Consider the following 22,397-nt stretch of genomic DNA (forward strand, 5'->3'; position numbering starts at 1 on the left):
GTCCATGAATGTGCTCACCCTGCGTCACCTTGTGCAGGCTTCGGCCATGGCTGGCCTGGCATTGCTGCCGTTGGCCGGCTGGGCTTCGCAGTGGCAGGTCAGTGTCGATGAGCAGAATGGCCTGCCCACGGTGACATACGGCGGCGGGCCGGTGATGAAAGCCAAGTTCGACTTCTGGGCGGCCAACTGGAGCTGGACCGGCTTTTACACCGACTTCAAGGTCAATGGCCCCTACCAGTACACGCTGCTGGGCAAGAACAAGGAGCTGGACTTCGACCTGAAGGCGGATATCCGCAAGGAGCAGGCACAAACCCTGAGCTGGGCCTTCGACCTTACCGCCCACAGCCGCCAGGCCGGGGTGATGGGCGGCGGCATGGTGTTCCAGTTCGACCCGGCGCAAATCGCCGGCGACATGGGCGCCCCGCAGCTGCTGCCCGACAACCGCGGCTGGTCATGGGGCAAGGCCGACCAGGGCCGGCGCGTCGAGATGCGCTTCGACCCGCCACTGGCCAAGGTCTATTTCGAGCGCGGCAACCCGTCCGAACTGCGTGCGTTCCTCTACAAAGACCCGATCAACGCCGGCCAGCAGCAGCTCAAGGCGGTGCTCAACGTTACCGGCGACATCGAACTGGGCCCCACGCCCACCGAGCGTTTCGGCCTGGCCGACCCCGCCAGCTGGCCCGATGACCAGCTGGATTGGCGCACCTCGCCGGTGGACCTGTCGTTCCTCAACGCCGCGGAAAAGCCCGCCGGCAAGCGCGGCTTCGTCAAGGCGGTCGGCGAACAGTTGATGTTTGCAGACAACACCCCGGTGCGCTTCTGGGGCACCAACCTGTCTGCCTATTCGCTGTTCAAGAGCCCCGACGAAGAAATCCGCCAACAGGCCAAGCGCCTGTCGGCACTGGGCTTCAACCTGGTGCGCCTGCACCACCACGATTCGCCGTGGGTCAGCCCGAACGTGTTTGGCGACGGCGCCCTGGTGCGCGATACCCAGCAGCTCAGCGCCGAATCGCTGCGCAAGCTCGACCTGTGGATCAAGGCACTCAAGGACGAAGGCATCTACATCTGGCTGGACATGCACGTGCAACGTGCGTTTACCGCCAACGACAACATTCAAGACTTCGATGAGTTGCCCGAGAAGGAAGGTCGCGTCGACCTGAAGGGTTACGCCTACGTAAACGACAGTATCCAGAAAGCGATGAAACGCTTCGCCGAGCAGTACCTGACCCATGTGAACGAATACACCGGCCTGGCCTACAAGGACGACCCGGCCATCGCCGCCGTGCTGATCACCAACGAAAACGACCTCACCCAGCACTACGGTAACGCCCTGCTGCCGGACAAGGACGTACCGCGCCATAGCGAGCGCTACATGGCGGCAGCCAAAGCCTTCGCAAGGCAGCATGACCTGCCCGCCGACCTTACCTGGCGTGCCTGGGAGCATGGCCCGTCGAAGCTGTTCCTCAACGACCTGGAGCAGCGCTTCAACGCCGACATGATCGCCCACCTGCGTGGCCTGGGCGTGAAAGTGCCGATTGCCACCACCAGCACCTGGGGCGGCAATGGCCTGAGCGCACTGCCGGCCCTGACCGCAGGGGATGTAGTCGATGCCCACAGCTACGGCGCCATTGGCCAGCTGGAGAAAAACCCGTTGACCAGCGACGGCATGATCGACTGGATCGCCGCCGCCCAGGTGGTCGGCAAACCGCTGACCGTCACCGAGTGGAACGCCGAACCGTTCCCGCTGCCCGACCGCCACTCGTTGCCGCTGTACGTGGCCGGCACCGCCAGCCACCAGGGTTGGGACGCCATGATGCAGTACGCCTACAGCCAGCAAGGGTTCAACCCGGGCTGGCGCACGGCGGACAACTGGCACGCGTACAACGACCCGGCGATGATCGCCACCCTGCCCGCGGCCGCCCTGCTCTACCGCCGTGCGGACGTCAAGCCGGCAACGACCCGCTACGTGTTCGCACCGACGCCCGCCACCCTCTACAACCAGGAGATCACCCCGCGCAATTCGGTACTGTTGCGCACTGCCATGGAAAAGGGCCAATTGCAGATCGCCCTGCCGCCGACACCGGAACTGCCCTGGCTGAAACCCGCTGCCATCCCGTCTGGCGCGCAAGTGCTGCAGGACCCGGGGCAATCGCTGCTGGCCACCGACGCCACGGAGTCGGTGACCGACACTGGCGAGCTCAAGCGCAACTGGCAGCAAGGCATCTACACCATCGACACACCACTGACCCAGGCCGCCACCGGCTGGCTGGGTGGCCGCGCGATCAGCCTGGGTGCCGTTCAGGTACAGGCGAAAACGCCTTACGCCAGCGTCGCGGTACAAAGCCTGGACGGCAAACCCTTGGGCCAGTCGCGTGAGCTGCTGTTGTCGCTGGGCACGCGTGCCATGCCCAAGGCCGATGACAAGACACCGTTCAACGTCGAACCGCTTGAAGGCAGCTTGACCATCAAGGCACCCGCCGGTCTGAAACTGTTCGCCCGCGATGCACAGGCACAGTTGAAGGCCTTGCCGGTGGACTACAAGGATGGGCAGTACAGCATTACGTTCGACGGCAAATACATGTCCAACTGGCTGTTCTTGAAATAGGGTATTGGGCCATCTACGCTCAGGTCACCTGTAGCTGATCATCCCACCTGCACGTTTCAGGGACGGTTCACTGCGTCTGTAAACAGCAGATTCCAGGAGGTGCGGATGAAATTTCTGGTAGTGGGTGGTGCGGGCTACATTGGCTCACACATGGTCAAGCACCTGATCGGTGCCGGCCATGAGGTGGTGGTGGCGGACCTGGTTTCACCTGGCCCCGGCATCCAGTGGGCCAGGCTCGACATTGCCGACGAAGCGGCCCTGGATGTGCTGTTCGGCGTCTGCCACTTCGATGCGGTGTTCCACTTTGCCTCGTTCATCCAGGTGGGCGAGTCGGTCAGTGCCCCCGGTAAGTACTACCAGAATAATGTCGCTGCCACCCTCGCCCTGCTGCAGGCCATGGTGAATGCCGGCATCAAGCACCTGGTGTTTTCTTCCAGTGCCGCGGTTTACGGTAACCCGCAGTACGTGCCGATCGATGAAGCGCATGTCAAAGGGCCGATCAACCCTTATGGGCTGAGCAAATGGATGGTCGAGCAGATTCTCGAGGACTTCGACCGGGCTTATGGCTTGAAATCCGTATGCCTGCGTTACTTCAATGCCGCCGGTGCCGACCCCGATGGCCAGCTGGGTGAACGCCACGAACCGGAAACCCACCTGATCCCGCTGATCCTGCAGGCCGCATCAGGCCGCCGCGAGGCGGTGACGGTGTTTGGCCGGGATTACGATACGCCGGATGGCACCTGTATCCGCGACTACGTGCATGTGGCCGACCTGGCGACGGCGCATGCGTTGGCGGTGGATTATCTGTTGGCCGGTGGCGAGCGCGCTGCGTTCAACCTGGGCAATGGCCTGGGCTTTTCGGTGCAGCAGGTGATCGATACCGCCCGGGCGGTGACCGGGCGGCAGATCAATGTCCTTGACGCGCCACGCCGCGCTGGCGACCCGCCACGGCTGGTGGCCGATGCGAGCAAGGCGCTGCAGGTGCTGGGCTGGCGGCCGGAGTTTGCTTCGCTGGAGCAGATTGTGCGGCATGCGTGGCAGTGGGAGTTGCAGTATCCCTGGGCCCTGCGCCAGGGCTGAGATCCTTGGGGGCGCTTTGCGCCCCTGTGGGAGCGGGCATGCCCGCGAACACCGGCGTAGCCGGTGCCAGCCACCGCGCTGAATTTTTCGCGGGCATGCCCGCTCCCACAGGGGTACGCGATAGGGCTACGGGCAAGCTGAAGGCTTAATAATAAGTTCGCGGCTGCTCGTCGGCCTTGTTCAGCACTGTCCCGATCAGGTTCACCGTGGCCAGGTGATGCAGGCAGTCCTCGATTTCCTTCTTGTTGTTCATCCCGTTGGCCACCACCAGCAGTACACAATCGAATTTGGGTATGACGGTGATCGCATCGTCAGAACTGAGCAACGGCGGCAAATCGAAAATGCAGATGCGCGAGTCGTAGCGGTTGCGTAAATCGCTGATCAGGTTGTTTACCTTGGGCGACGACAGCATCTCGGTCGACATCGGCACCGGCACCCGCGTCGGCAACACCACAAAGCGCGGCAACGTCGGGTTTACCAGGCATTCCTGCAACTCGGCCTTGTCCGTCAGGTACTCGTTCAGCGCCTGCTCCATGGGCAGGCCCAGGGTACTGCCCACCTTGGGCCGGCGCAGGTCAAAGTCCACCAGCAACGCAGTCTTGGTCGTGTGGTGAGCAATACTCATGGCCAGGTTGATCGCCAGCACCGTCTTGCCCGCCTCAGGCGTTGGCGAGGTGATGGCCAGGGTACGCCAGCCGTTCTCCTCCATGGCCCTGAGCACCTGCGTGCGCAGCAGGTCGATCGGCCCGTTCATGTTGGAGTTCTTGTTGTACGCCACGATGCGGTGGCGCTCCAGATGGTCCGCCCGCAGCGGCACCACTTTAGTGTTTACATAATCGAACTGGCCAGGCACTTCCGCCAGCGCGGTGCCGGGGGCGGGTGACAATGCCTGGGGGGTACCCGGGGTAACCTGGTGAATATTATTGCCAACAGTCGGCTTGGTCCTGTCCATCACTGCTTTCCCTATGCAAACCGAGATATGACTTTGTACAACAGCACATCCAGTGGCATGTAGAAGACGTGCACCAGCACTACCATGATAGCCGCCAACGCCAGTGCCGCCAGGATCAGCCAGTTACGCCAGCGTTTGCGCCTGGCCACGTCGGCCCTGGTATCGATGTAGGGGATTGCCACCAGCACCCGTTTGCCCAGCAGGTTTTCCAGAGCGCCGACGCCGCGCACGCGTTGGTTGAGCATTTCCAGCAGCATCACCAGGGCGCCGCCGCCTGCCGGTGCCAGCACCAGGCCCAACGCAGCGATCTTCTTGCGATTGGGCTTGATCGGTTTTTCAGGCATCAGCGGTGGCTCCAGCAGCACAAAGCGCTCGGCCTTGTTCTCCTGCTCCAGGCTTTCGGTAATCTTCGCGCCCATTTCCTTGGCGCGGATTTCTTCGTACTTCTTGCGCGCGTTATCGTGGTCACGCATCAAGGTCACCAGGCCACGCTCGACCTGCGGCGCCTCGAGGATCTCGGCCTCGTAGCCGTCCATCTTCCGGGTCAGCTCACGCTTCTGATCGGCCAGCGAACTGATACGATCCTGCGCCGCACTCATCTTGGCCCGAACGCGCGCCACGTCGAGGCTCACCGTGGAGGCCGTTGCCGTGCGACCACCGCTGGCTTCGAGCGCCTGGATCTTGCGCTTGACTGCCACCACATCCGGGTGGGCCTCCTTGTAGCGAGTCAGCAACCGGGCGTACTCGGCCTTCAGGCTTGGCAGGTCCTGAGGCTGGTCGGCACTGGTCGGCTTGCTGCCTTCGGTAACCTTGGTGGCCAGGCCGGCATTGGCCGCAGACAACTCCAGCTCCAGGTAACGCAGTTCTTCCTGGGCGGCCTTGTAGTCACGGTCGACCTCGCGGAACTCCAGCTCAGAACGCGAGAGCATGTTCATGCGCAGGGTCTGGTGCTCTGGCAAGGCATTGGCGTGGGCCTGTTTGAAGTCGGCCAACTGGTTTTCCAGGCTGGCCAGTTCGGCACCCAGCTTGTTGGCCTCCTGGGTCAGGAACTCGGTGGTTTCGTTGGCTCGCTCGGTGCGCTGCTTGAGGTTTTCGTTGAGGAACAGGGTGACCAGTTCGTCGGCCACTTCCTTGGCGACTTCTGCCTGCTTGTGTTCGAAGGACACATTGAACGCCACCGTCGCCTCGCCGCGCCCGCGCACAAACGTGGTGAGGGTTTCGACCACGATGGCATTGCGCATCTGGTCGATCTTGTCGGACTCGCTCAAGCGCTTGTCGGCGAACAGGTCGTACTTGCCGATGATGCGCAGCAGGTTCTCGCGGGTCATCACCCGCTGGCGAATCACCTCGATGCGCTCATCGGCGAAGCTGGTGGTGTTGGTCGACACCAGCTCGGGCGAAATCTGCTGTGATTCCACAAGGATGGTGCCGGTCGACTGGTAGAGCGGCGGCACCATCAACGCGACCGCCACGGTCGCGGCAAGAATGACTACGGCACTCACCCCTAACACCAGGGCCCTGTCCTTGATAATGGCGATGTAATCTCTGATGGAGAGTTCGTAGTCAGACTTCATGGGGCCACCTGCCTGAAGTTCAGATGTCGGGGTACCTGTACGTCAACGTCAAACCAACGATCGTAGCGGTTGCATCGGGCGCCTGGTCCTGTTGCCGTTCCTTGTACATAAGCGACAGGCGCAAGTCCCAGTACGGCGAAAACTGGCGGCTGGCCCAGACGCTGTAAGTCTGCAATGTATTCGGGCTCTGCCCTTTGCTGTCTTGCCAGGCAGCGTCAGCGCCCACCCGGGACAGTTCGGTGACAGCGTAACTCCACACGCCACGCACCTGGTCCAGCTCGGCGAAGCCGCCTTCGGCACTGGCCACCGTGCTGCGCTCGGCGGTCAGGCTGGCATCGGCACGCGTGCCGGTGTACAGCAACGCCACCCCACCCTCCCCGCGCCGGCCACCGTCGTCGCCAGACACCTGGTTGACGCCAATGTGGGCATCGGCGCTCAGGCCTTCGGCAAGCTGGTACTTGATGCCGACTGCCGGGGTGTAGCTGTTGGAGGCGGTCGCGGTAAGGTCCTGTTCGGGCTCATAGCGCCGGGCCCCGAAGCGGGTATACACATCGGCCCGCTCGCTCCAGGCGTAGGTCCAGGTAAATACGTTTGCCAGTTCGTCGTAACCCGTCAGGGTACTGATGTCATAACGGGCACGGTTAAAGGTGGTTTCGTTGCTCAAGGTACTGCGCTCGGTAACCGCCTGGCTCCAGTTGCCGCTCAGGGTGTAGAGCTTTTGCGTACCGTCGGTGGTAATTACCCCGGTATCCAGCACTGTCCCCGACAGTGTCGAACTTTCGTTGTAGCGCGCCACCAGGCCGAAACGCCCGCGCTCGGTGGTGCGCTGCCAGCCCAGGCTGATATCAGGGTCTTCACGGTCATCGACCACATCCGTGTCGGACGAGCGCAACACATGCATGCCCAGCCCCAACCTCAATTCGTCCTGGTCGAAGGTACCGATCAGGGTGTAGTCCGGCGCGATGATCGTGCGCGTTACACCCTTTTCCCCCGATGTCAGCAACAAAGGGTTGCTGTCATATTCGACGGATGTCGGTACCACCACCGTAGACTGCCAATTTGCCGCCAGGACCGACCCCGTAAACGGCAAGACCAAGATTGCCGTTGCAATGCTAGTTGTTCTAAGAAGAGGCATTAAGTGTTCTTATTAAAGGCAAGATCAAGGAACGACCAGCGTGTCGCCAGCCTGAAGTTGGATGTTGGTGGACATGTCCCGCCCAGACACCAGGTCCTTATATCGCACGGGCAGGATCTTTTGGGAAGCGCCGGTGCCGCGGACCACCTTGATATCGCTTTCGTCAGCAAACTTGTCCAGGCCGCCCGACATGCTCAGCGCCTGAAGCACGGCGGTAGGCCCCGCCATCTGCACAGGCCCCGGCTTGATAACTTTGCCTTGGACATAGACCAGGTTGCCGGCGATGCTCTTGACGACAACGCTGACGTTCGGGTCGGGGAGGAATTTTTCGAGTTTGGCAGCCACCTGTTTTTCAACTGCCGTTACATCCAGCCCGGCAACATTGATGCGCCCGGCCAAGGGGAAGGTAATACTGCCATCGGGTAGTACGGTGGCTTCTTGACGCAGGCTGTCTTCCTGCCACACCGAAACCATCACCACATCACCGGGGCTGAGCAGGTAAGCCGCACCGCTCTGATCGGCGTTGCCGGCATCGGACCACACCGTCAGCACGCAGAATGCGGCAATCAATGAACGCATCATGAGGGTCCCTCCGGCCAAATGGCCCGAAAAAGAGCACTGAATGAGAACAGCACACCAACTCTCGCTCTGCTTCGCGGCCTGAACCCGCCGCGATGGCCTCGGCCTTTCCGGAGGCCCCAAGCTTGACGCTTTATAGGAAGGCTGCCTTGCTCTGCAACCAAGGCCTTTCAAGGGCTACTGGGAATATAGCAACGGTTGGGAAATTCACAAGCCAGCCCCTGGGCTTGCAACAACCTCTGGCCGCTCTGGAAAGGAGCCGGTCAGCCTCAGATTTTTCTTCTGTTTGCCACCAGCACAAAGCCAACAACCGCGAAGGCCAACAACCAGCCGGCGGTTGAAACAGGAATGATACTGTTTTGGTTTACATACGAATCTGCCGCACGCGCAGCGCCACTCAGCAACACCAGCAAGAACATCGATTTGATAATCAGAGTCGTGCGCATACGCCCCTCCAAAAACACAGGAAAATCAATTAGTTATTTGCTCGGTGTGGCGGGAGTTGTTTCGCTGTTGACTTGAGCTTATGGGCACAATGACACTACGTCAATGATCCGACACCATAATAAAAATCAATGGGCGATGGGCGCATTCGTCAAAATATCGACATGCAATTTATGCAAAGAAATGCGGCTGCAAGGGAGGCTGCGTTTCACGGATGAGAACACGTGGGGGCGGGCCCTGCCCCCTGTGGTTTTATTCGTCTGCGTGGTGAACCACGACCAGCAATTGCGCCGGCTGGGCACCTACCGAGCGTAGTCGATGCGGTGTCTGGGCGTTGAAATGCAAGGCATCGCCCTGCTCCAGCAGCACCCGTTCGTTCATGAAATCCACCTCCACCTGGCCTGCGTGCACGAACAGAAACTCCTCGCCCAGGTGTTCCTTGAACGTGGGGTCGCTGAACTCGGACGGCGGCTGGATCAGGAACGGCAGCAGGCTGCGCTGCCCGACCTGGCTGGTGAGGGCCGCATAGCCCGGCCCTTGCCCATCGCCTACCAGGGCCTGACGTTCGCCATGGCGCACCAGGCTGTAGCGGCTCTGGCCGACCTGTTCTTCGGCGAACAGCTCTTCGACATTGACGTTCAACGCCCGTGCGAGCTTTAGCGCGGCGGCAATCGAGGGTGTATTCAGGCCGCGCTCGACCTTGGACAGGTAGCTTTTGGTCATGCCGGTCTTCTCGGCCAGCATTTCCAGGGTCATTCCCAGTTTCTTACGCAGCAGTTTCAATCGGATAGACATGTGACGCGGGTTTCCCAGGCTGAGGCAGCTCGGCAATGATACGTAAACTGCCCAGGAAATGCTGGGGCTGCTTTGCAGCCCATCGCCGGCAAGCCAGGCTCCCACAAACACAGCATCACTTTCGAGGCATGCGCCGTACCTGTGGGAGCTGGCTTGCCGGCGATGGGCCGCACAGCGGCCCTGCCTTCATGGCATCACAGGCGGTACGTACTGCAGCGTCGTCCCCAGCGCCCACAGCAGCACCAGCACCAACGGCACGTGCACCAGCAACTGCACGAACGAGAAGCCGATCAGGTCACGCGCCTTGAGCCCCAGCACACCCAGCAGCGGCAGCATGTAGAACGGGTTGATCAGGTTCGGCAGGGCTTCGGCCGCGTTGTAGATCTGCACCGCCCAGCCCAGGTGGTACTGCAGGTCGTTGGCCACCAGCATCACGTATGGTGCCTCGATGATCCACTTGCCACCGCCCGAAGGGATGAAGAAGCCCAGCACCGCCGAATACACCCCCATCAGCACGGCATAGGTGTCATGGGTGGCAATCTGGGTGAAGAACAGCGAAATATGGTGGGCCAGGGTCTGTTCATCAACGCCCTTAACCTGGGTGAGAATGGCCGCGATGGAACCGTACAGCGGGAACTGGATCAGCACACCCGTGGTAGTCGGTACGGCGCGCGCCACTGCGTCAAGAAAGCTGCGCGGGCGCCAGTGCAGCAAGGCGCCGAGCATGATGAACAGCAGGTTGTAGGTATTCAGCCCGGAGATCGCGGTAATCGCAGGCTTGGTGGCGAACTCCTGGTAGAGCCAGCCAGCGGCCAGGGCCACCAGCAGCAGGATCAGGATGGGGCTGTGCTCCAGCCACTCACCCGGGCGGGTGCGCTGCGGTGCAGGTGGTGCGGTGAAGCTGGGGTCGACGCCGCAGTCTTCGGCACTGCGCGCGCTGTTCGGGCCCGGGGCCGTGGCGTAGGCGATTAATAGCGAAACCACCACCAGCGCCGCCAACAGGACGCCGGACTGCCAGAGGAAGATGGTTTCAGTGAACGGGATCACCCCGGTAATCGACAGGATCGAAGGTGGCAGGCTGGCCGGGTTGGCCTGCAGCTGCGCCGCCGACGATGACAAACCCAGCGCCCACACCGCGCCCAGGCCCAGGTAGGCGGCCGCGCCGGCGGCGCGGTAGTCCATCTTCAGGTCGGTGCGCCGCGCCAGTGCGCGTACCAGCAGGCCACCGAACACCAGCGACAGGCCCCAGTTGAGCAAGGAGGCCAGCATCGAGATCAGTGCTACCCAGCACACGGCCGAGCGACCATTGCCGGGGATACGCGCCAGGCGATCGATCAGCCGCGCGGCGGGTGGCGAGCTGGCCACCACGTAACCGCCAATGACCACGAAGGCCATCTGCATGGTGAACGGGATCAGGCTCCAGAAGCCGTCACCAAAGGCCTTGGCGGTGTCGGTCGGCTTCGCACCCATGGCCAAAGCACCGATACACACCAGCAGCACAGCAAGGGCGGCGAACACCCAGGAGTCGGGGAACCAGCGTTCGGCCCAGTTGGAACAACGCAAGGCGAAGCGCGCGGAACGGCTGTCTTGGATTTCAGCGGCCACAGTCGAATTCCTTTTATTGGTTTTATCGGATAAATCAGCAAAAACACAAAACCCCTGTAGGAGCAGCCTTGTGCTGCGAAGGGGCCAGTACAGACAAACATTATGTGAATGCCTGCACTGGCCCCTTCGCAGCACAAGGCTGCTCCTACAGGGGAATGTGTGAAACCCTTTGAATCAGAAGGTCATTTCCTTCACATCATCCGGCACGATCAGCTTGCCGGCGGTTTTCGCGATGATCTCTTCAACGCTTACCCCCGGCGCGGTTTCGCGCAGGATGAAGGCGCCGTCTTCGATCTCCAGGTAGGCCAGGTCGGTCAGCACCTTGCGGATGCAGCCGGCGCCGGTCAGCGGCAGGCTGCATTGCGCCAGCAACTTGGACTCACCGTCCTTGGAGGCGTGGGTCATGGTGACGATGATGTTCTCGGCGCCAGCCACCAGGTCCATGGCACCGCCCATGCCCTTGACCAGCTTGCCGGGGATCATCCACGAGGCGATGTTGCCTTGTACGTCCACTTCAAAGGCACCCAGCACGGTCAGGTCGACGTGGCCACCACGGATCATGGCAAACGATTGTGCCGAATCGAAAATCGAGGCGCCGCGGCGAGCGGTGACGGTTTGTTTGCCGGCGTTGATCATGTCGGCATCGAGGGTGCTTTCAGTCGGGAACTCGCCCATGCCGAGCAGGCCGTTTTCCGATTGCAGCATCACATCCATGTCGGCGGGTACGTAGTTGGCCACCAGGGTCGGAATGCCGATGCCCAGGTTGACGTAGTAGCCGTCTTTCAGTTCACGTGCGACGCGTTGCGCCATCTGTTCGCGGGTCAGTGCCATGGTCAGGATCTCTTTGTTGTTCTGGTAGAGGCCGCTCAGGCCTTGACGGTGCGCTTCTCGATACGCTTTTCGAAGGTGCCGACGATGACACGGTCCACGTAGATGCCCGGGGTGTGGATTTCGCTGGGCAACAGCACGCCGGGTTCGACGATCTCTTCCACTTCGACCACGGTGATCTTGCCGGCTGTGGCCGCCAGCGGGTTGAAGTTTTGCGCGGTGTTGCGGTACACCACGTTGCCGTAGTGGTCGGCCTTCCAGCCTTTGACAATGGCGAAGTCACCGGTGATGGATTCTTCAAGGATGTACTTACGGCCATTGAATTCGCGCACTTCCTTGCCCTCGGCAACCGGGGTGCCGTAGCCGGTAGCGGTGAAGAACGCCGGGATTCCGGCACCGCCGGCGCGCATCTTCTCGGCCAGGGTGCCCTGAGGGGTCAGCTCCACATCCAGCTCACCGCTAAGCAGTTGGCGTTCGAATTCGGCGTTTTCGCCCACATAGGAGGCGATCATCTTGCGAATCTGCCGGTCTTCCAGCAACACGCCCAGGCCGAAGCCGTCGACGCCGCAGTTGTTCGACACTACGGTCAGGCCCTTGACGCCGCGTCGCTTGATTTCGCTGATAAGGTTTTCCGGGATGCCGCACAGGCCGAAACCACCGGCCAGCACTGTCATGTTGTCGGTCAGGCCTTCGAGGGCCTGTTCGTAGGTTGCAACGCGCTTGTCCAGTCCGGCCATGCTGATCCGCCTTTTGTAGTTGTAGAACCGACGAGGCTGTCGGTGAGCGTGTGCAGACATCTTCACCGCACGCGACTGATTTGTTAATTTTGTTTTCGTCATCGATTGATAACTTTTACAAAACAAACAATAGGCCTGCCATGAACGTCAAGCAACTGCGTGCCTTTGTCGCCGTGGCCAAGTACCAGAGCTTCGCCCAGGCCGGTGAGCACCTGCATATCTCGCAGCCCGCCCTGAGCCTGACCATCAAGGCCCTGGAAGAAAACCTCGGCGGCGCCCTGCTCAGCCGCACCACCCGCAGCGTCAGCCTGACTGCCGAGGGCGAGGTGTTGCTACCGCTGGCACGGCGCCTGCTGGCAGACTGGGACGACACTGAAGAGATGCTGCGCCAACGCTTCACCCTGCAACTGGGCCGGGTGTCGGTGGCGGCCATGCCCGCCTTTGCCGGCAACCTCCTGCCCCACTCGCTCAAGGTGTTTCGCCAACGCTACCCCAAGGTCAACGTCACGGTGCATGACGTGATCAACGAACAGGTGCTGGAACTGGTACGCCATCGCCGCGTCGAACTGGGCATCGGCTTCGAGCCGGACAACATCGACGGGCTGGACTTCCACCCGTTGTACCTGGACCGCTTCGTCGCGGTGGTCCCGGCCGACTCGCCCTTGGCGCTGCTGCCCCAGGTAAGCTGGGCACAGCTGATGGCCGAAGACTTCGTGGCCCTGCAACGCCCTTCGGCGGTGCGCCTGCTGATGGAGCAGAATGTGGCCGCCCACCACGGCAAACTGGCCGTGGCATTCGAGAGCCACCAGTTGGCAACCATTGGCCGCATGGTCGCCAGCGGCCTGGGGGTCAGTGCCGTGCCGGCGCTGTGCATCAACCAGATGCAGGAACTCGGCGCCCGCTGCATCACCCTGGTAGAGCCAACGGTCGAGCGGCGCATCGGCGTGATTGCCCTCAGCGAACACAAGCTTTCCACTGCAGCGCAAGCGCTGCTTGAGGTTCTGCTTTCCAATACCCGCATCCCGGAGGTGACATGCGTTACGTGAAACTGGCAGGTTCGAGCGTTCCGGCCATTGGCCAGGGCACCTGGTACATGGGTGAAGACCCCGGCCGCAAGGCTGCCGAGGTAGCAGCCCTGCAACAGGGTATCGAGTTGGGCCTGACCCTGATCGACACCGCCGAGATGTATGCCGAAGGCGGCGCGGAAGAAGTGGTTGGCCAGGCCATTGCCGGGCGCCGCGACCAGGTATTTCTGGTCAGCAAGGTGTACCCGCACAATGCCAGCCGACGCGGTATGGCGGCCGCCTGCGAGCGCAGCCTCACCCGCCTGGGTACCAACTGCATCGACCTGTACCTGCTGCATTGGCGTGGCCAACACCCGCTGGAGGAAACCGTCGAAGCCTTCGAGCGTTTGCGCGAGCAAGGCAAGATCAGGCGCTGGGGCGTGTCCAACTTCGACGTCGACGACCTGCGCGAACTTCACAACCCTGAATGCGCAACCAACCAGGTGTTGTACAATCCGGCCCAGCGTGGCATCGAGTTCGACCTGCTGCCATGGTGCGAAAAGCGCGCGCTGCCGACCATGGCCTACTGCCCGCTGGCCCAGGCCGGGCGCTTGTTGCAGCACCCGGTGCTGGCAGAAATCGCCGAGCGGCATGGCGCCACACCGGCCCAGGTCAGCCTGGCCTGGGTGACCCGCAGTGATGGGGTGATCGCCATCCCCAAGGCCGTGGCGCCCGAGCATGTGCGGCTGAATGCAGCCGCAGGGGCACTGACCTTGAACAGCGAAGACCTGCGGGCGATCGACCGGGCGTTCCCGGCGCCGACGCGCAAGCAGCGGTTGGCGATGGTGTAGGGCGAGCGCAATCCGGGCCAGGACGCGATCCCTGTGGGAGCGGGCACGCCCGCGAACACCGGCAACGCCGGTGCCATGCAACGCGGTGGCTGCTTCGCGGGCACGCCCGCTCCCACAAGGATCCTTGCAAGGCCCAAGATTTGAGCACACCGCCTGTTCGCATAATTGCGGCGCCGGGGGTTAGTGAAAATCCCGGCTGCGCACATCCAGCCCTTGCAGCAACGGGCTCACATCTTCCAGCCGCCGGGCAATCAAGTGCCGCACGCCATTCTCCTGCTCCAGCCGCCCACTGACCTTGAGCAACTTCGACCCCACCAGCGCCCGACGCTGCCGTTCGGCAATGTCCCGCCATACCACCACGTTGACCATCCCGTGCTCATCTTCCAGGGTGACAAAGGTCACTCCGCTGGCGGTCTGTGGCCGTTGGCGGCCTACTACCAGCCCCGCCACGGAAATGTTGTCGCCATGCTCGACGCCTTGCAGCTCACTCGAACTGCGACACCCCAGCGCCCTCAGGCGTGAGCGCAACAAGGCCAGCGGATGCGGCCCCAGCGTGGTGCCCAGGGCCTGGTAATCGGCCATCAGGTCTTCACCTACGGTTGGCGCAGGCAAATCCACTGGCGTTTCAGGCACCGCTTGCACCTCGGCGAACAGGGGCAGCTGCGGCTGCACCGCCGCCACCTGCCAGCGTGCCTGATGCCGGTCACTGGCCAAGGCACGCAGGGCCCCGCCATCGGCCAGGCGGGCTCGGGCCCTTGAGTCGAGCCCTGCACGCAGGCAAAGGTCTTCGACATCGCGCCATGGCCGTTGCGCCCTTGCCTGCTCCAGGCGCCTGGCATCGGCCTCGGCCAAACCGCGCACCAGGCGCAAGCCCATGCGAATAGCCAATGTGCCTTCGGCATCAGGCTCGAGGGTGCAGTCCCACTCGCTGTGGCAGACATCGACCGGCCGTACTTCGATACCTTGGCGCCGAGCCTCTTGCAACAACTGGTCAGGGCTATAGAAGCCCATGGGCCAGCTGTTGACCAACGCGCAGGTAAAGATTGCCGGTTCATGGCACTTCAGCCAGCTGCTGGCATAACACAGCAAGGCAAAGCTGGCTGCGTGCGATTCCGGGAAGCCATAGCTGCCAAAACCCTTGATCTGCTCGAAGATGCGCTCGGCAAACGCCAGGTCGTAACCATTGCGCAGCATGCCTTGCACCAGCCGCTCACGGTGCGGCTCCAGGCCACCGTGGCGCTTCCAGGCCGCCATGCTGCGGCGTAGCTGGTCGGCCTCGCCCGGCGTGTAATCAGCGGCTACCATGGCCAGCTCCATCACCTGCTCCTGGAACAGCGGTACGCCCAAGGTGCGCTCGAACACTTCCTTGAGCTGCGGCGATGGGTAGGTTACCGGTTCCTGCTTCAGGCGCCGGCGCAGGTACGGGTGCACCATGTCGCCCTGGATCGGCCCAGGGCGGACAATCGCCACTTCGATGACCAGGTCATAGAACGTGTTGGGCCGCAGCCGGGGCAGCATGGCCATCTGCGCACGCGACTCGATCTGGAACACCCCCATGGTCTCGGCGCGGCTGATCATCGCGTAGGTGGCCGGGTCTTCGCCGGGGATGGTGGCCAGGGTCAGTTGCTGGCCGCGATGGTGCTGCAGCAGGTCAAAGCAGCGGCGCAAGGCACTGAGCATACCCAATGCCAGCACGTCGACCTTGAGCAGGCCGAGCATGTCCAGGTCGTCCTTGTCCCACTGGATCACCGTGCGCTCCGCCATCGCGGCATTCTCCACCGGCACCAACTGGTCGAGTGGCTGCTGGGAGATGACAAAGCCGCCCGGGTGCTGCGACAGGTGCCGAGGGAAGCCGATCAGCTCGCCAGCCAGCACCAGTACCCGCCGCAGTGAAGGGCTGCCGGCCTCAAAGCCGGCCTCGGCCAGGCGCTGGTCATCGGGAATGCGGTCGCTCCAGCGACCACAGCATTTGGCCAGCGCATCTACCTGGTCCACCGGCAAACCCAATACCCGCGCCACATCGCGCACCGCACCTGCGGCGTGGTAGGTGTTGACCACCGCCGTCAGCGCCGCACGGTGTCGGCCATAGCGGCGAAACACATACTGGATCACCTCTTCGCGCCGGTTGTGCTCGAAGTCCACGTCGATATCAGGCGGCTCGTTGCGTTCACGCGACAGGAAGCGCTCGAACAGCAGGCGATGCTGCATGGGGTCGAGCTCGGTAATGCCCAGCACGAAACACACCACCGAGTTGGCCGCCGAACCGCGGCCCTGGCACAAGATGCGTTGGCTGCGGGCGAAGGCAACGATGTCGTGCACGGTCAGGAAGTAGCTTTCGTAACCAAGTTCCTCGATCAGCGCCAACTCCCTGGCCAGTACGTCACGCACCTTGTCACTCGGACCGCCTGGCCAGCGTAGTGGCAAGCCTTGCTCGCACAGTTCACGCAACCAGCTTGCCGGGGTATGGCCCTGGGGCACGAGTTCGCGCGGGTACTGGTATTTCAACTCGCTCAGGTCAAATTGGCAGCGCTCGGCAATGGCCAAGGTCTCGGCCAGCAGGTCGGCAGGATAGAGTTCGCCCAATTGTGCCTGGCTGCGCAGGTGCCGCTCACCATTGGCAAACAGAAAGCGCCCGGCCTCGGCCACCTGGCAATGCTGGCGGATGGCGGTCATGCAGTCCTGCAACGCACGGCGACCGCGCACATGCATGTGCACATCGCCACAGGCCACGGCGCGGATACCCACTTCAGCCGCAAGGCCTCGCAAGCGTTGCAGGCGCAGGGCATCGTCACTGCCTCGGTGCAGGTGCACGGCCAGCCACAGGCGTTCGCCGAACACACTGCGTAACCACTCACCCGTGGCCATGTCGGCGCAGTCGTCGGCCACCCATAGCGCCAGCAGCCCTTGATGGTGCTGCTGCAGGTCGTCGCGAAACAGCTGGTACTCACCCTTTTGCGCCCGCCGCCGGGCCCGCGTGATCAGCGCGCACAAACTCTGGTAACCGGCCAGGTTCTCTACCAGCAGCACCAGCTTGGGGCCGTCCTGCAGATGCACCTCACTGCCCACGATCAGCCGCAACTGATGCGCCTTGGCAGCCTGCCAGGCCCGAACGATTCCGGCCAGGGTGCATTCGTCAGTGATCGCCAGGGCCTGGTAGCCCTGCTCACGCGCGCGCCGAAACAGCTCGTCGGCGCTCGACGCCCCGCGCTGGAAGCTGAAGTTGGACAGGCAATGCAGCTCGGCATACCCCGGCGTGCTCATGCGAACCAGCCCTGCAGCCACAGCGGGCCGGCCTGGCCCAGGTCGCGGTAGGCCCAGCCGCGCAGGCCGTCACGAGTTTCGATGCGGTAATAGTCGCGGCGCACGTCGCCGCCATCCCACCAGCCCGACTCGATGCGTTCGGCCTGGCCCTGTACCTGGTAGCTGGCGTCGTCCAGCGCCATTGGGGCCGACAGCAGCCAGCCCGGGCGACTGCCTGGGGCAACCGGCATGCTGCCTTGGACGCCTTGCTCGGTCAGCTGCCAGGCGCATTCGGGGCGGTGATCGGCTGCAGCGCTCAGCCCCTTAACGGCCTCATCCCCCAGACGAGCGCGCAGCCGTTCGCGCAATTGTTCCCAGGGTTGTGCCTGCTGCGCACGGGGGTCGAACAACGCCTGGTGCTGCGGCACGAAGGGTGGCAGGTCCTCGGCAACCAGCCGCAGGTTGCGCACGGGGGCAGGAATGCGCAGCGGCTCCAGGCGCCCACGGGCCAGTTCGAACAGCATGGCGGCATCGCGTTCGGCAGCCAGCAGGCCTACCTTGAGCAGGGTGTCCGGCCCTTCGGCATGTTCCAGGTGTAGGCAAAAGCGCTGCACGCCACAGTCGCGCCCGGCGAGGAATGCGGCAAGGTCGTTGAGCATGCGCCGCAGCGGGAACAGCAGCGCCTGGTGCGACTCGACGTCGAAGTTCAGTTCCAGCCGGGTTTCGAAACGGTCCGGTGGCTGGTAGAAGTCCAGGCCCAGATTGCGCAGGCCAAGCAGCTGGTCGAGGTGCAACTGCACCTGGGCCGCAAAACGCTTGGCCAATGTATCGCGCGGCAAGGACAGTACCTGGCCCAGTTGGCGCAGGCCCATGCGGGCAAAGGCTTCGGCGGCGTCTGCCGGCAAGCCGACACGCGTGATGGGCAGGCCTAGCAGGGCCGCACGGGTGGCGTCGGCATCGCCCACGGCCAAACCGTCATGACCATTGGCAAGCATGCGCGCCGCCACCGGGTTGCTGGCCAGAACGATGCGTTGGCGCAGGCCCAGATCTGCCAGCTCCTGGCGCAGACGTGCCTCGAACAAGGGCCAGGGGCCGAACAGTTGCAGGCTGGAGCCTACTTCCAGTAGCAACGCCCGCGGGTAATGCAGGCTGACCTGGGCACTGAAGCGATAGGCCCAGGCCGCCAGCAATTGCTGCACCTGTTCGATACGCCTGGGGTCGGCTTCAACGCAGGTGAAACCCTCCGCCAGGGCACGTGCCGCCGTCAGGGTCTGCCCTGCACGCAACCCGAGTGCGGCCGCTGCCGGGCTGACCGCTTGCAATACCCGGCGCTGGGTAGGCCCGCCAAGCAGCACCAACGGTGTGTCGGGGTCGTCACGCTCACGCAGGACCGTGTCCAGCGCCAGCTGCGGGAGCAGGATGCAGGCCCAGAGCATGGTGCATCAGCCCCGCCCCGGGCAGGCGATGGGCAGCGCCGGTGGCATGCCGCCCCGGCTTTTCAGCACACGCCACTGCGCCGGACGGGTGTCGACGGCAACCCGCAGCGCTGCTGGCGACGGGTTGTGTGCTGCCTGGTGCGGCCGGCAGGCGAATGCCAGCGCCTGGCCGGTTTCTGCGGCCACCTGCAAACGCCGCAGGGCCCGGTCATCGGCACGTTCAGGCCAGCACAGCACAGCCGCGCAACTGCCCGAGCGCAGGCACTGCTCGGCGGCCCACAGGGCATCGGCAGGGGCGGCATCCACCTGCACCAGCCAGCGCAGGTCTACCCCCGCTGCCTGCCAGGCCGGTGCGTAAGGAATGAACGGCGGCGCCACCAGTACTACCCGGCTGCCTTCAGCACTCAGCCGCGCCAGTGTGGGCCACAGCAGTTGCAGTTCGCCGCAACCGGGGCTGGCCAGTAGCAATTCGCTGAGAGCCGCCGCCGGCCAGCCGCCCTCAGGCAGGCGCTCGTCAAGGGCAGCATGGCCGGTCGGCTGCAAGCCGAGTGGCCGTGCCTGGGCCTGCCGGCCGCGCCAGACACGGCGCTGGTCGAGCAGCCTGTCGAGGTCGACCACCGCGCCCATCAGTCACGCCTCAGCAGGCCGCAGAACACGCCTTCGATGAAAAATTCCTGTTCAGGCTGCACATCGATGGGTGCATAGGCCGGGTTGCGTGGCAACAGCCGGTAACCGCTGCCCTGGCGTTGCAGGCGCTTGATGGTCACTTCGCCGTCCAGGCGCGCAACCACGATCTGGCCATCACGGGCGTCGGCCTGTTGAAGGATGCCGACCAGGTCACCGTCGAAGATGCCGTCGTCGACCATCGAATCGCCACGCACTTTAAGCAGGTAGTCAGGGGTACGACGGAACATGCTGGGGTCGAGCAGCAACTGTTCGTGGATATCGAGGTCCGGGCCGATGGGTGCACCCGCCGCCACCTGGCCCAGCACCGGCACTTCAAGGATTTCCGGCCGACGCAGCGGTTCGGCCAGGCGAATGCCCCGCGCCTGGTTCGGCGTGACATCAATGTAACCGGCCTGGCACAGGGCAGTGATGTGCTTGCGCGCAACGCTGCGCGAAGCAAAACCGAAGCGCGTGGCGATATCGGCCAGGCTCGGTGGCTGCCCTTGGTCGGCAATGCGCTCGCGGATGAATTCGAAAATGGCGCGGCGTTTGGGGGTAAGATTGTCCATGGAGCACATTTGTACTCTTTTCGGAGCACGCTGAACAGCCCCCTTCGTCGTCAGATCTCGTCCTGACCACGTTGGCTGGATGTATTTGCACACTCATGGCTTTGAGATGGCGCTCAGCGGGTTCCGGCGCCTTGACCTGGGCGCCCAAAAATCACTGTGCAGCTATCGCGCCCCCACCCTCGCTAACCCGGTCTGTAACGTAAAAAAGCCGCATACTGGCGGCTTTTCGACAATCCTTTCAAGCTAAGCCGAAGGGCTGTCGGTGACCTTGTCGACGTAGGCTTCCATAAACCAATCAGGTTGGTCTTCAGTCTTGTACACGAGGGATGTACCGTCAGTGATCTCAGCCAGCCAGATAGAGCTTTCCCCCGAGTTGTCGAATATATAGGCTCGGTTGGAGGCAGCGACTGCCTCAGGCAACAGCTTGAGTGACCGATGGTAACGCTGAACTATCTTGTCGACCGGAACGTTGTGACCACCGTCATCAGCACGGTTAGCCACTCGGTTAATATTGATTTTCGGCGTGTCGGTAGCCACGAAATAAAGGTACGTGCGATAGCCCTTTTCCTGAGCCTGAAGCATGAATGCGACCTTATCGTACGACGACATCACCGTCTCGAACGTAAAGCTGACGCGATTGTCCAGGAGTTTATGCCTGATGAAATCAGCGATCACCGAAGCGTGGTATGAATTGAAGTCGATGCGACGAACATCGAGATGAAACCCGTCGATGTCAAACAAGCCAGCCTGCTCTTGCAGCTGCTCTTTCTGAATAAGACCGTGTGCAGCGAAGAAAGCACTGAACTCGTCAGTAGTTGCCTGGACATTGAACGAGGCGAGGTCGACAAACCCTTCTGCTTTCGCTGCTTTCTCGATTTCGTCCGCGTTTACATAGGTATTTATCAGGCCAGCCGGGACCTGCTCTTTTATGGTGCTTTTACCCGACCCATTTGGCCCCGCAAACATGCGTAGTCTAGGCACCGGCACTGGCGCTGACTCGCTGAACCTGGATAGGTCGGCCAACGTTCACCTTTCGACGCGGCTTGGCCTCGCCGACTACCGTCGCCGAACCATCGGCCTTGGATTCGACCAGGCAATTGCCCTGCACCCTTATCACCGTGTGTCCGGCTGCAAGCGCACGGACATAGGCACTGCGGGTCGCACCTTCAGCAACTGCTGGTATCTCGCCTTCAAGGTACCGAATCTCTTTTTCAGTGAGACTATTTTTTTTCCGCATACCTTTCTCCTCAGAGGGATGGACGTGGTTGGTACCATTCTAGCCACGTTAGGCATTTTACAGAAGCATCAGACCAGTTGATCGCGCTCCTCAGGCGTGCGAGGTGACCTGATAGCCAACGAATCAATTGAGTCCAGCTCCCGGGATTTTCGATATCATCCTCGCGTTTGTGACTTTGCTCTGGATATCCCATGCTGACCGCCCTGCTGTTCGACCTCGACGGAACCCTCACCGACACCGACACCCTGCACCTGCAGGCCTTTCGCCAACTGCTGCGTGAACATGACGGCCGCGAACTGAGCCAGGCGCAGTTCGATGCCCAGGTCAGCGGCCGCGCCAATGGCGAGCTGTTCGCCGAGCTGTTCAGCGGCGCGAGCGTCGAGCAGTGCCAGGCGCTGGCCGACCGCAAGGAAGCGCTGTTCCGCGACATGTCGCCATCTCTTGCGCCGATGCCAGGCCTGTTGCGCCTGCTGGACCATGCCCAGGCCCATGACATGGGCATGTGCGTGGTAACCAACGCACCGCGGCTGAACGCCGAACACATGCTGAACGCCATGGGCCTTGGCCAGTGGTTCGAGCATGTGCTGGTGGCCGAGGAGCTGGCGCGGCCCAAGCCAGACCCGCTGCCTTACCTCACCGGCCTGCAGCGGCTGGGCGCCGAGGCCGGGCAGGCGCTGGCCTTCGAGGATTCATTGCCGGGGGTGGCGGCAGCCAGTGGCGCGGGGATCTTTACCGTGGGCGTGGCTACGACGCAGACGCCGGAGCGGTTGTTGGAAGCGGGTGCCAAGCTGGTTGTGAATGACTTCAATGACCCGGCATTGTGGGCATTTATCGAGCGTATGGCTTGAGGTGTGGGGTGTGTTTCAGATCGAGCGCCGCCCGCGCGGCGCTTCGCAGCACAAGGCTGCTCCTACATCTGTTTCGGGCCAATTATTCCTGAGGCAGAGGTGCGCGGCCCCTTGGTGTTCACCTCGATATCGTGTCGGGCAAACCAGGCGGTCGCGCGCGTTGGCCCAGGTGTTACTGGCCCGAAACAAATGTAGGAGCAGCCTTGTGCTGC

Annotated in this window: 19 protein-coding genes; 5 read left to right on the forward strand and 14 right to left on the reverse strand. The window is 62.7% G+C overall.

What is annotated here, in order from left to right; genetic code table 11:
* Positions 1-4 precede the first annotated feature (4 nt).
* Together AK81_RS05575 and galE are read left to right on the forward strand one after the other, a co-directional pair.
* Positions 5-2,605 (forward strand): cellulase family glycosylhydrolase, encoded by a 2,601-nt coding sequence (locus AK81_RS05575; RefSeq protein WP_043197362.1) that lies wholly within the window; start codon positions 5-7, stop codon positions 2,603-2,605.
* 105 nt (positions 2,606-2,710) lie between these two features.
* Positions 2,711-3,685, forward strand: a complete 975-nt coding sequence (gene galE, locus AK81_RS05580) for a UDP-glucose 4-epimerase GalE (RefSeq protein ID WP_043197363.1) — start codon at positions 2,711-2,713, stop codon at positions 3,683-3,685.
* A gap of 145 nt (positions 3,686-3,830) precedes the next feature.
* On the opposite strand, the gene AK81_RS05585 is transcribed toward galE, so the two are convergent.
* From AK81_RS05585 to AK81_RS05620, 9 genes are all read right to left on the reverse strand, one after another.
* On the reverse strand, positions 3,831-4,637 hold the full coding sequence (locus AK81_RS05585) for a CpsD/CapB family tyrosine-protein kinase (RefSeq protein ID WP_043197365.1): 807 nt from the start codon (positions 4,635-4,637) through the stop codon (positions 3,831-3,833).
* Between the two features lie 11 nt (positions 4,638-4,648).
* On the reverse strand, positions 4,649-6,211 hold the full coding sequence (locus AK81_RS05590; RefSeq protein WP_043197366.1) for a GumC family protein: 1,563 nt from the start codon (positions 6,209-6,211) through the stop codon (positions 4,649-4,651).
* Between the two features lie 19 nt (positions 6,212-6,230).
* The gene (locus AK81_RS05595; RefSeq protein WP_043197367.1) at positions 6,231-7,346 is read right to left on the reverse strand and encodes a hypothetical protein; all 1,116 of its coding nucleotides are present in this window, start codon (positions 7,344-7,346) and stop codon (positions 6,231-6,233) included.
* A gap of 24 nt (positions 7,347-7,370) precedes the next feature.
* On the reverse strand, positions 7,371-7,928 hold the full coding sequence (locus AK81_RS05600; protein WP_043197368.1) for a polysaccharide biosynthesis/export family protein: 558 nt from the start codon (positions 7,926-7,928) through the stop codon (positions 7,371-7,373).
* Positions 7,929-8,194: 266 nt separating this feature from the next.
* Entirely contained in the window at positions 8,195-8,371 is a 177-nt protein-coding gene (gene eppA / locus AK81_RS30200; protein WP_016487266.1) for an EPS-associated small membrane protein EppA, read from the reverse strand.
* Between the two features lie 250 nt (positions 8,372-8,621).
* Positions 8,622-9,164, reverse strand: coding sequence for a helix-turn-helix domain-containing protein (locus tag AK81_RS05605; RefSeq protein WP_043197370.1), 543 nt, complete (start codon positions 9,162-9,164; stop codon positions 8,622-8,624).
* A gap of 186 nt (positions 9,165-9,350) precedes the next feature.
* Complete coding sequence (locus AK81_RS05610; RefSeq protein WP_043197371.1) at positions 9,351-10,769, reverse strand: short-chain fatty acid transporter; 1,419 nt, start codon at positions 10,767-10,769, stop codon at positions 9,351-9,353.
* A 174-nt stretch (positions 10,770-10,943) separates the two neighbouring features.
* Positions 10,944-11,600 carry a CoA transferase subunit B gene (locus AK81_RS05615; protein WP_016499568.1) on the reverse strand — a complete coding sequence of 219 codons (657 nt, stop codon included), beginning with the start codon at positions 11,598-11,600 and terminating at the stop codon, positions 10,944-10,946.
* Between the two features lie 35 nt (positions 11,601-11,635).
* The gene (locus AK81_RS05620) at positions 11,636-12,334 is read right to left on the reverse strand and encodes a CoA transferase subunit A (RefSeq protein WP_043197372.1); all 699 of its coding nucleotides are present in this window, start codon (positions 12,332-12,334) and stop codon (positions 11,636-11,638) included.
* Between the two features lie 140 nt (positions 12,335-12,474).
* On the opposite strand from AK81_RS05620, the gene AK81_RS05625 reads away from it, so the two are divergent.
* Positions 12,475-13,380: a LysR family transcriptional regulator gene (locus AK81_RS05625; protein WP_043197373.1), complete on the forward strand. Its 906-nt coding sequence runs from the start codon at positions 12,475-12,477 to the stop codon at positions 13,378-13,380.
* On the forward strand, positions 13,368-14,189 hold the full coding sequence (locus AK81_RS05630; RefSeq protein ID WP_043197375.1) for an aldo/keto reductase: 822 nt from the start codon (positions 13,368-13,370) through the stop codon (positions 14,187-14,189). The genes AK81_RS05625 and AK81_RS05630 overlap by 13 nt, the downstream gene beginning before the upstream one ends.
* 180 nt (positions 14,190-14,369) lie before the next feature.
* Here the strand turns inward: AK81_RS05630 and AK81_RS05635 are convergent, their stop codons facing one another.
* From AK81_RS05635 to AK81_RS05655, 5 genes are all read right to left on the reverse strand, one after another.
* Positions 14,370-17,450, reverse strand: coding sequence for an error-prone DNA polymerase (locus AK81_RS05635; protein WP_043197376.1), 3,081 nt, complete (start codon positions 17,448-17,450; stop codon positions 14,370-14,372).
* Positions 17,447-18,865 (reverse strand): Y-family DNA polymerase, encoded by a 1,419-nt coding sequence (locus AK81_RS05640; protein ID WP_043197377.1) that lies wholly within the window; start codon positions 18,863-18,865, stop codon positions 17,447-17,449. Before AK81_RS05640 ends, AK81_RS05635 begins: the two co-directional genes overlap by 4 nt.
* A gap of 6 nt (positions 18,866-18,871) precedes the next feature.
* Positions 18,872-19,492 (reverse strand): translesion DNA synthesis-associated protein ImuA, encoded by a 621-nt coding sequence (gene imuA / locus AK81_RS05645; RefSeq protein ID WP_043197378.1) that lies wholly within the window; start codon positions 19,490-19,492, stop codon positions 18,872-18,874.
* Positions 19,492-20,109 carry a transcriptional repressor LexA gene (lexA, locus tag AK81_RS05650; RefSeq protein WP_043197379.1) on the reverse strand — a complete coding sequence of 206 codons (618 nt, stop codon included), beginning with the start codon at positions 20,107-20,109 and terminating at the stop codon, positions 19,492-19,494. Before lexA ends, imuA begins: the two co-directional genes overlap by 1 nt.
* Positions 20,110-20,343: 234 nt before the next feature.
* Positions 20,344-21,087 carry a zeta toxin family protein gene (locus AK81_RS05655; RefSeq protein WP_043197506.1) on the reverse strand — a complete coding sequence of 248 codons (744 nt, stop codon included), beginning with the start codon at positions 21,085-21,087 and terminating at the stop codon, positions 20,344-20,346.
* 441 nt (positions 21,088-21,528) lie between these two features.
* Here AK81_RS05655 and AK81_RS05660 point away from each other — a divergent pair, with 441 nt between their 5' ends.
* A complete protein-coding gene (locus AK81_RS05660; RefSeq protein ID WP_043197380.1) occupies positions 21,529-22,185 on the forward strand; it encodes an HAD family hydrolase in 657 nt (218 codons plus the stop codon).
* The last annotated feature ends 212 nt before the right edge of the window (positions 22,186-22,397 follow it).

The sequence above is a fragment of the Pseudomonas putida W15Oct28 genome (genome assembly GCF_000708715.2).
Taxonomy (GTDB): Bacteria; Pseudomonadota; Gammaproteobacteria; order Pseudomonadales; family Pseudomonadaceae; genus Aquipseudomonas; species Aquipseudomonas putida_R.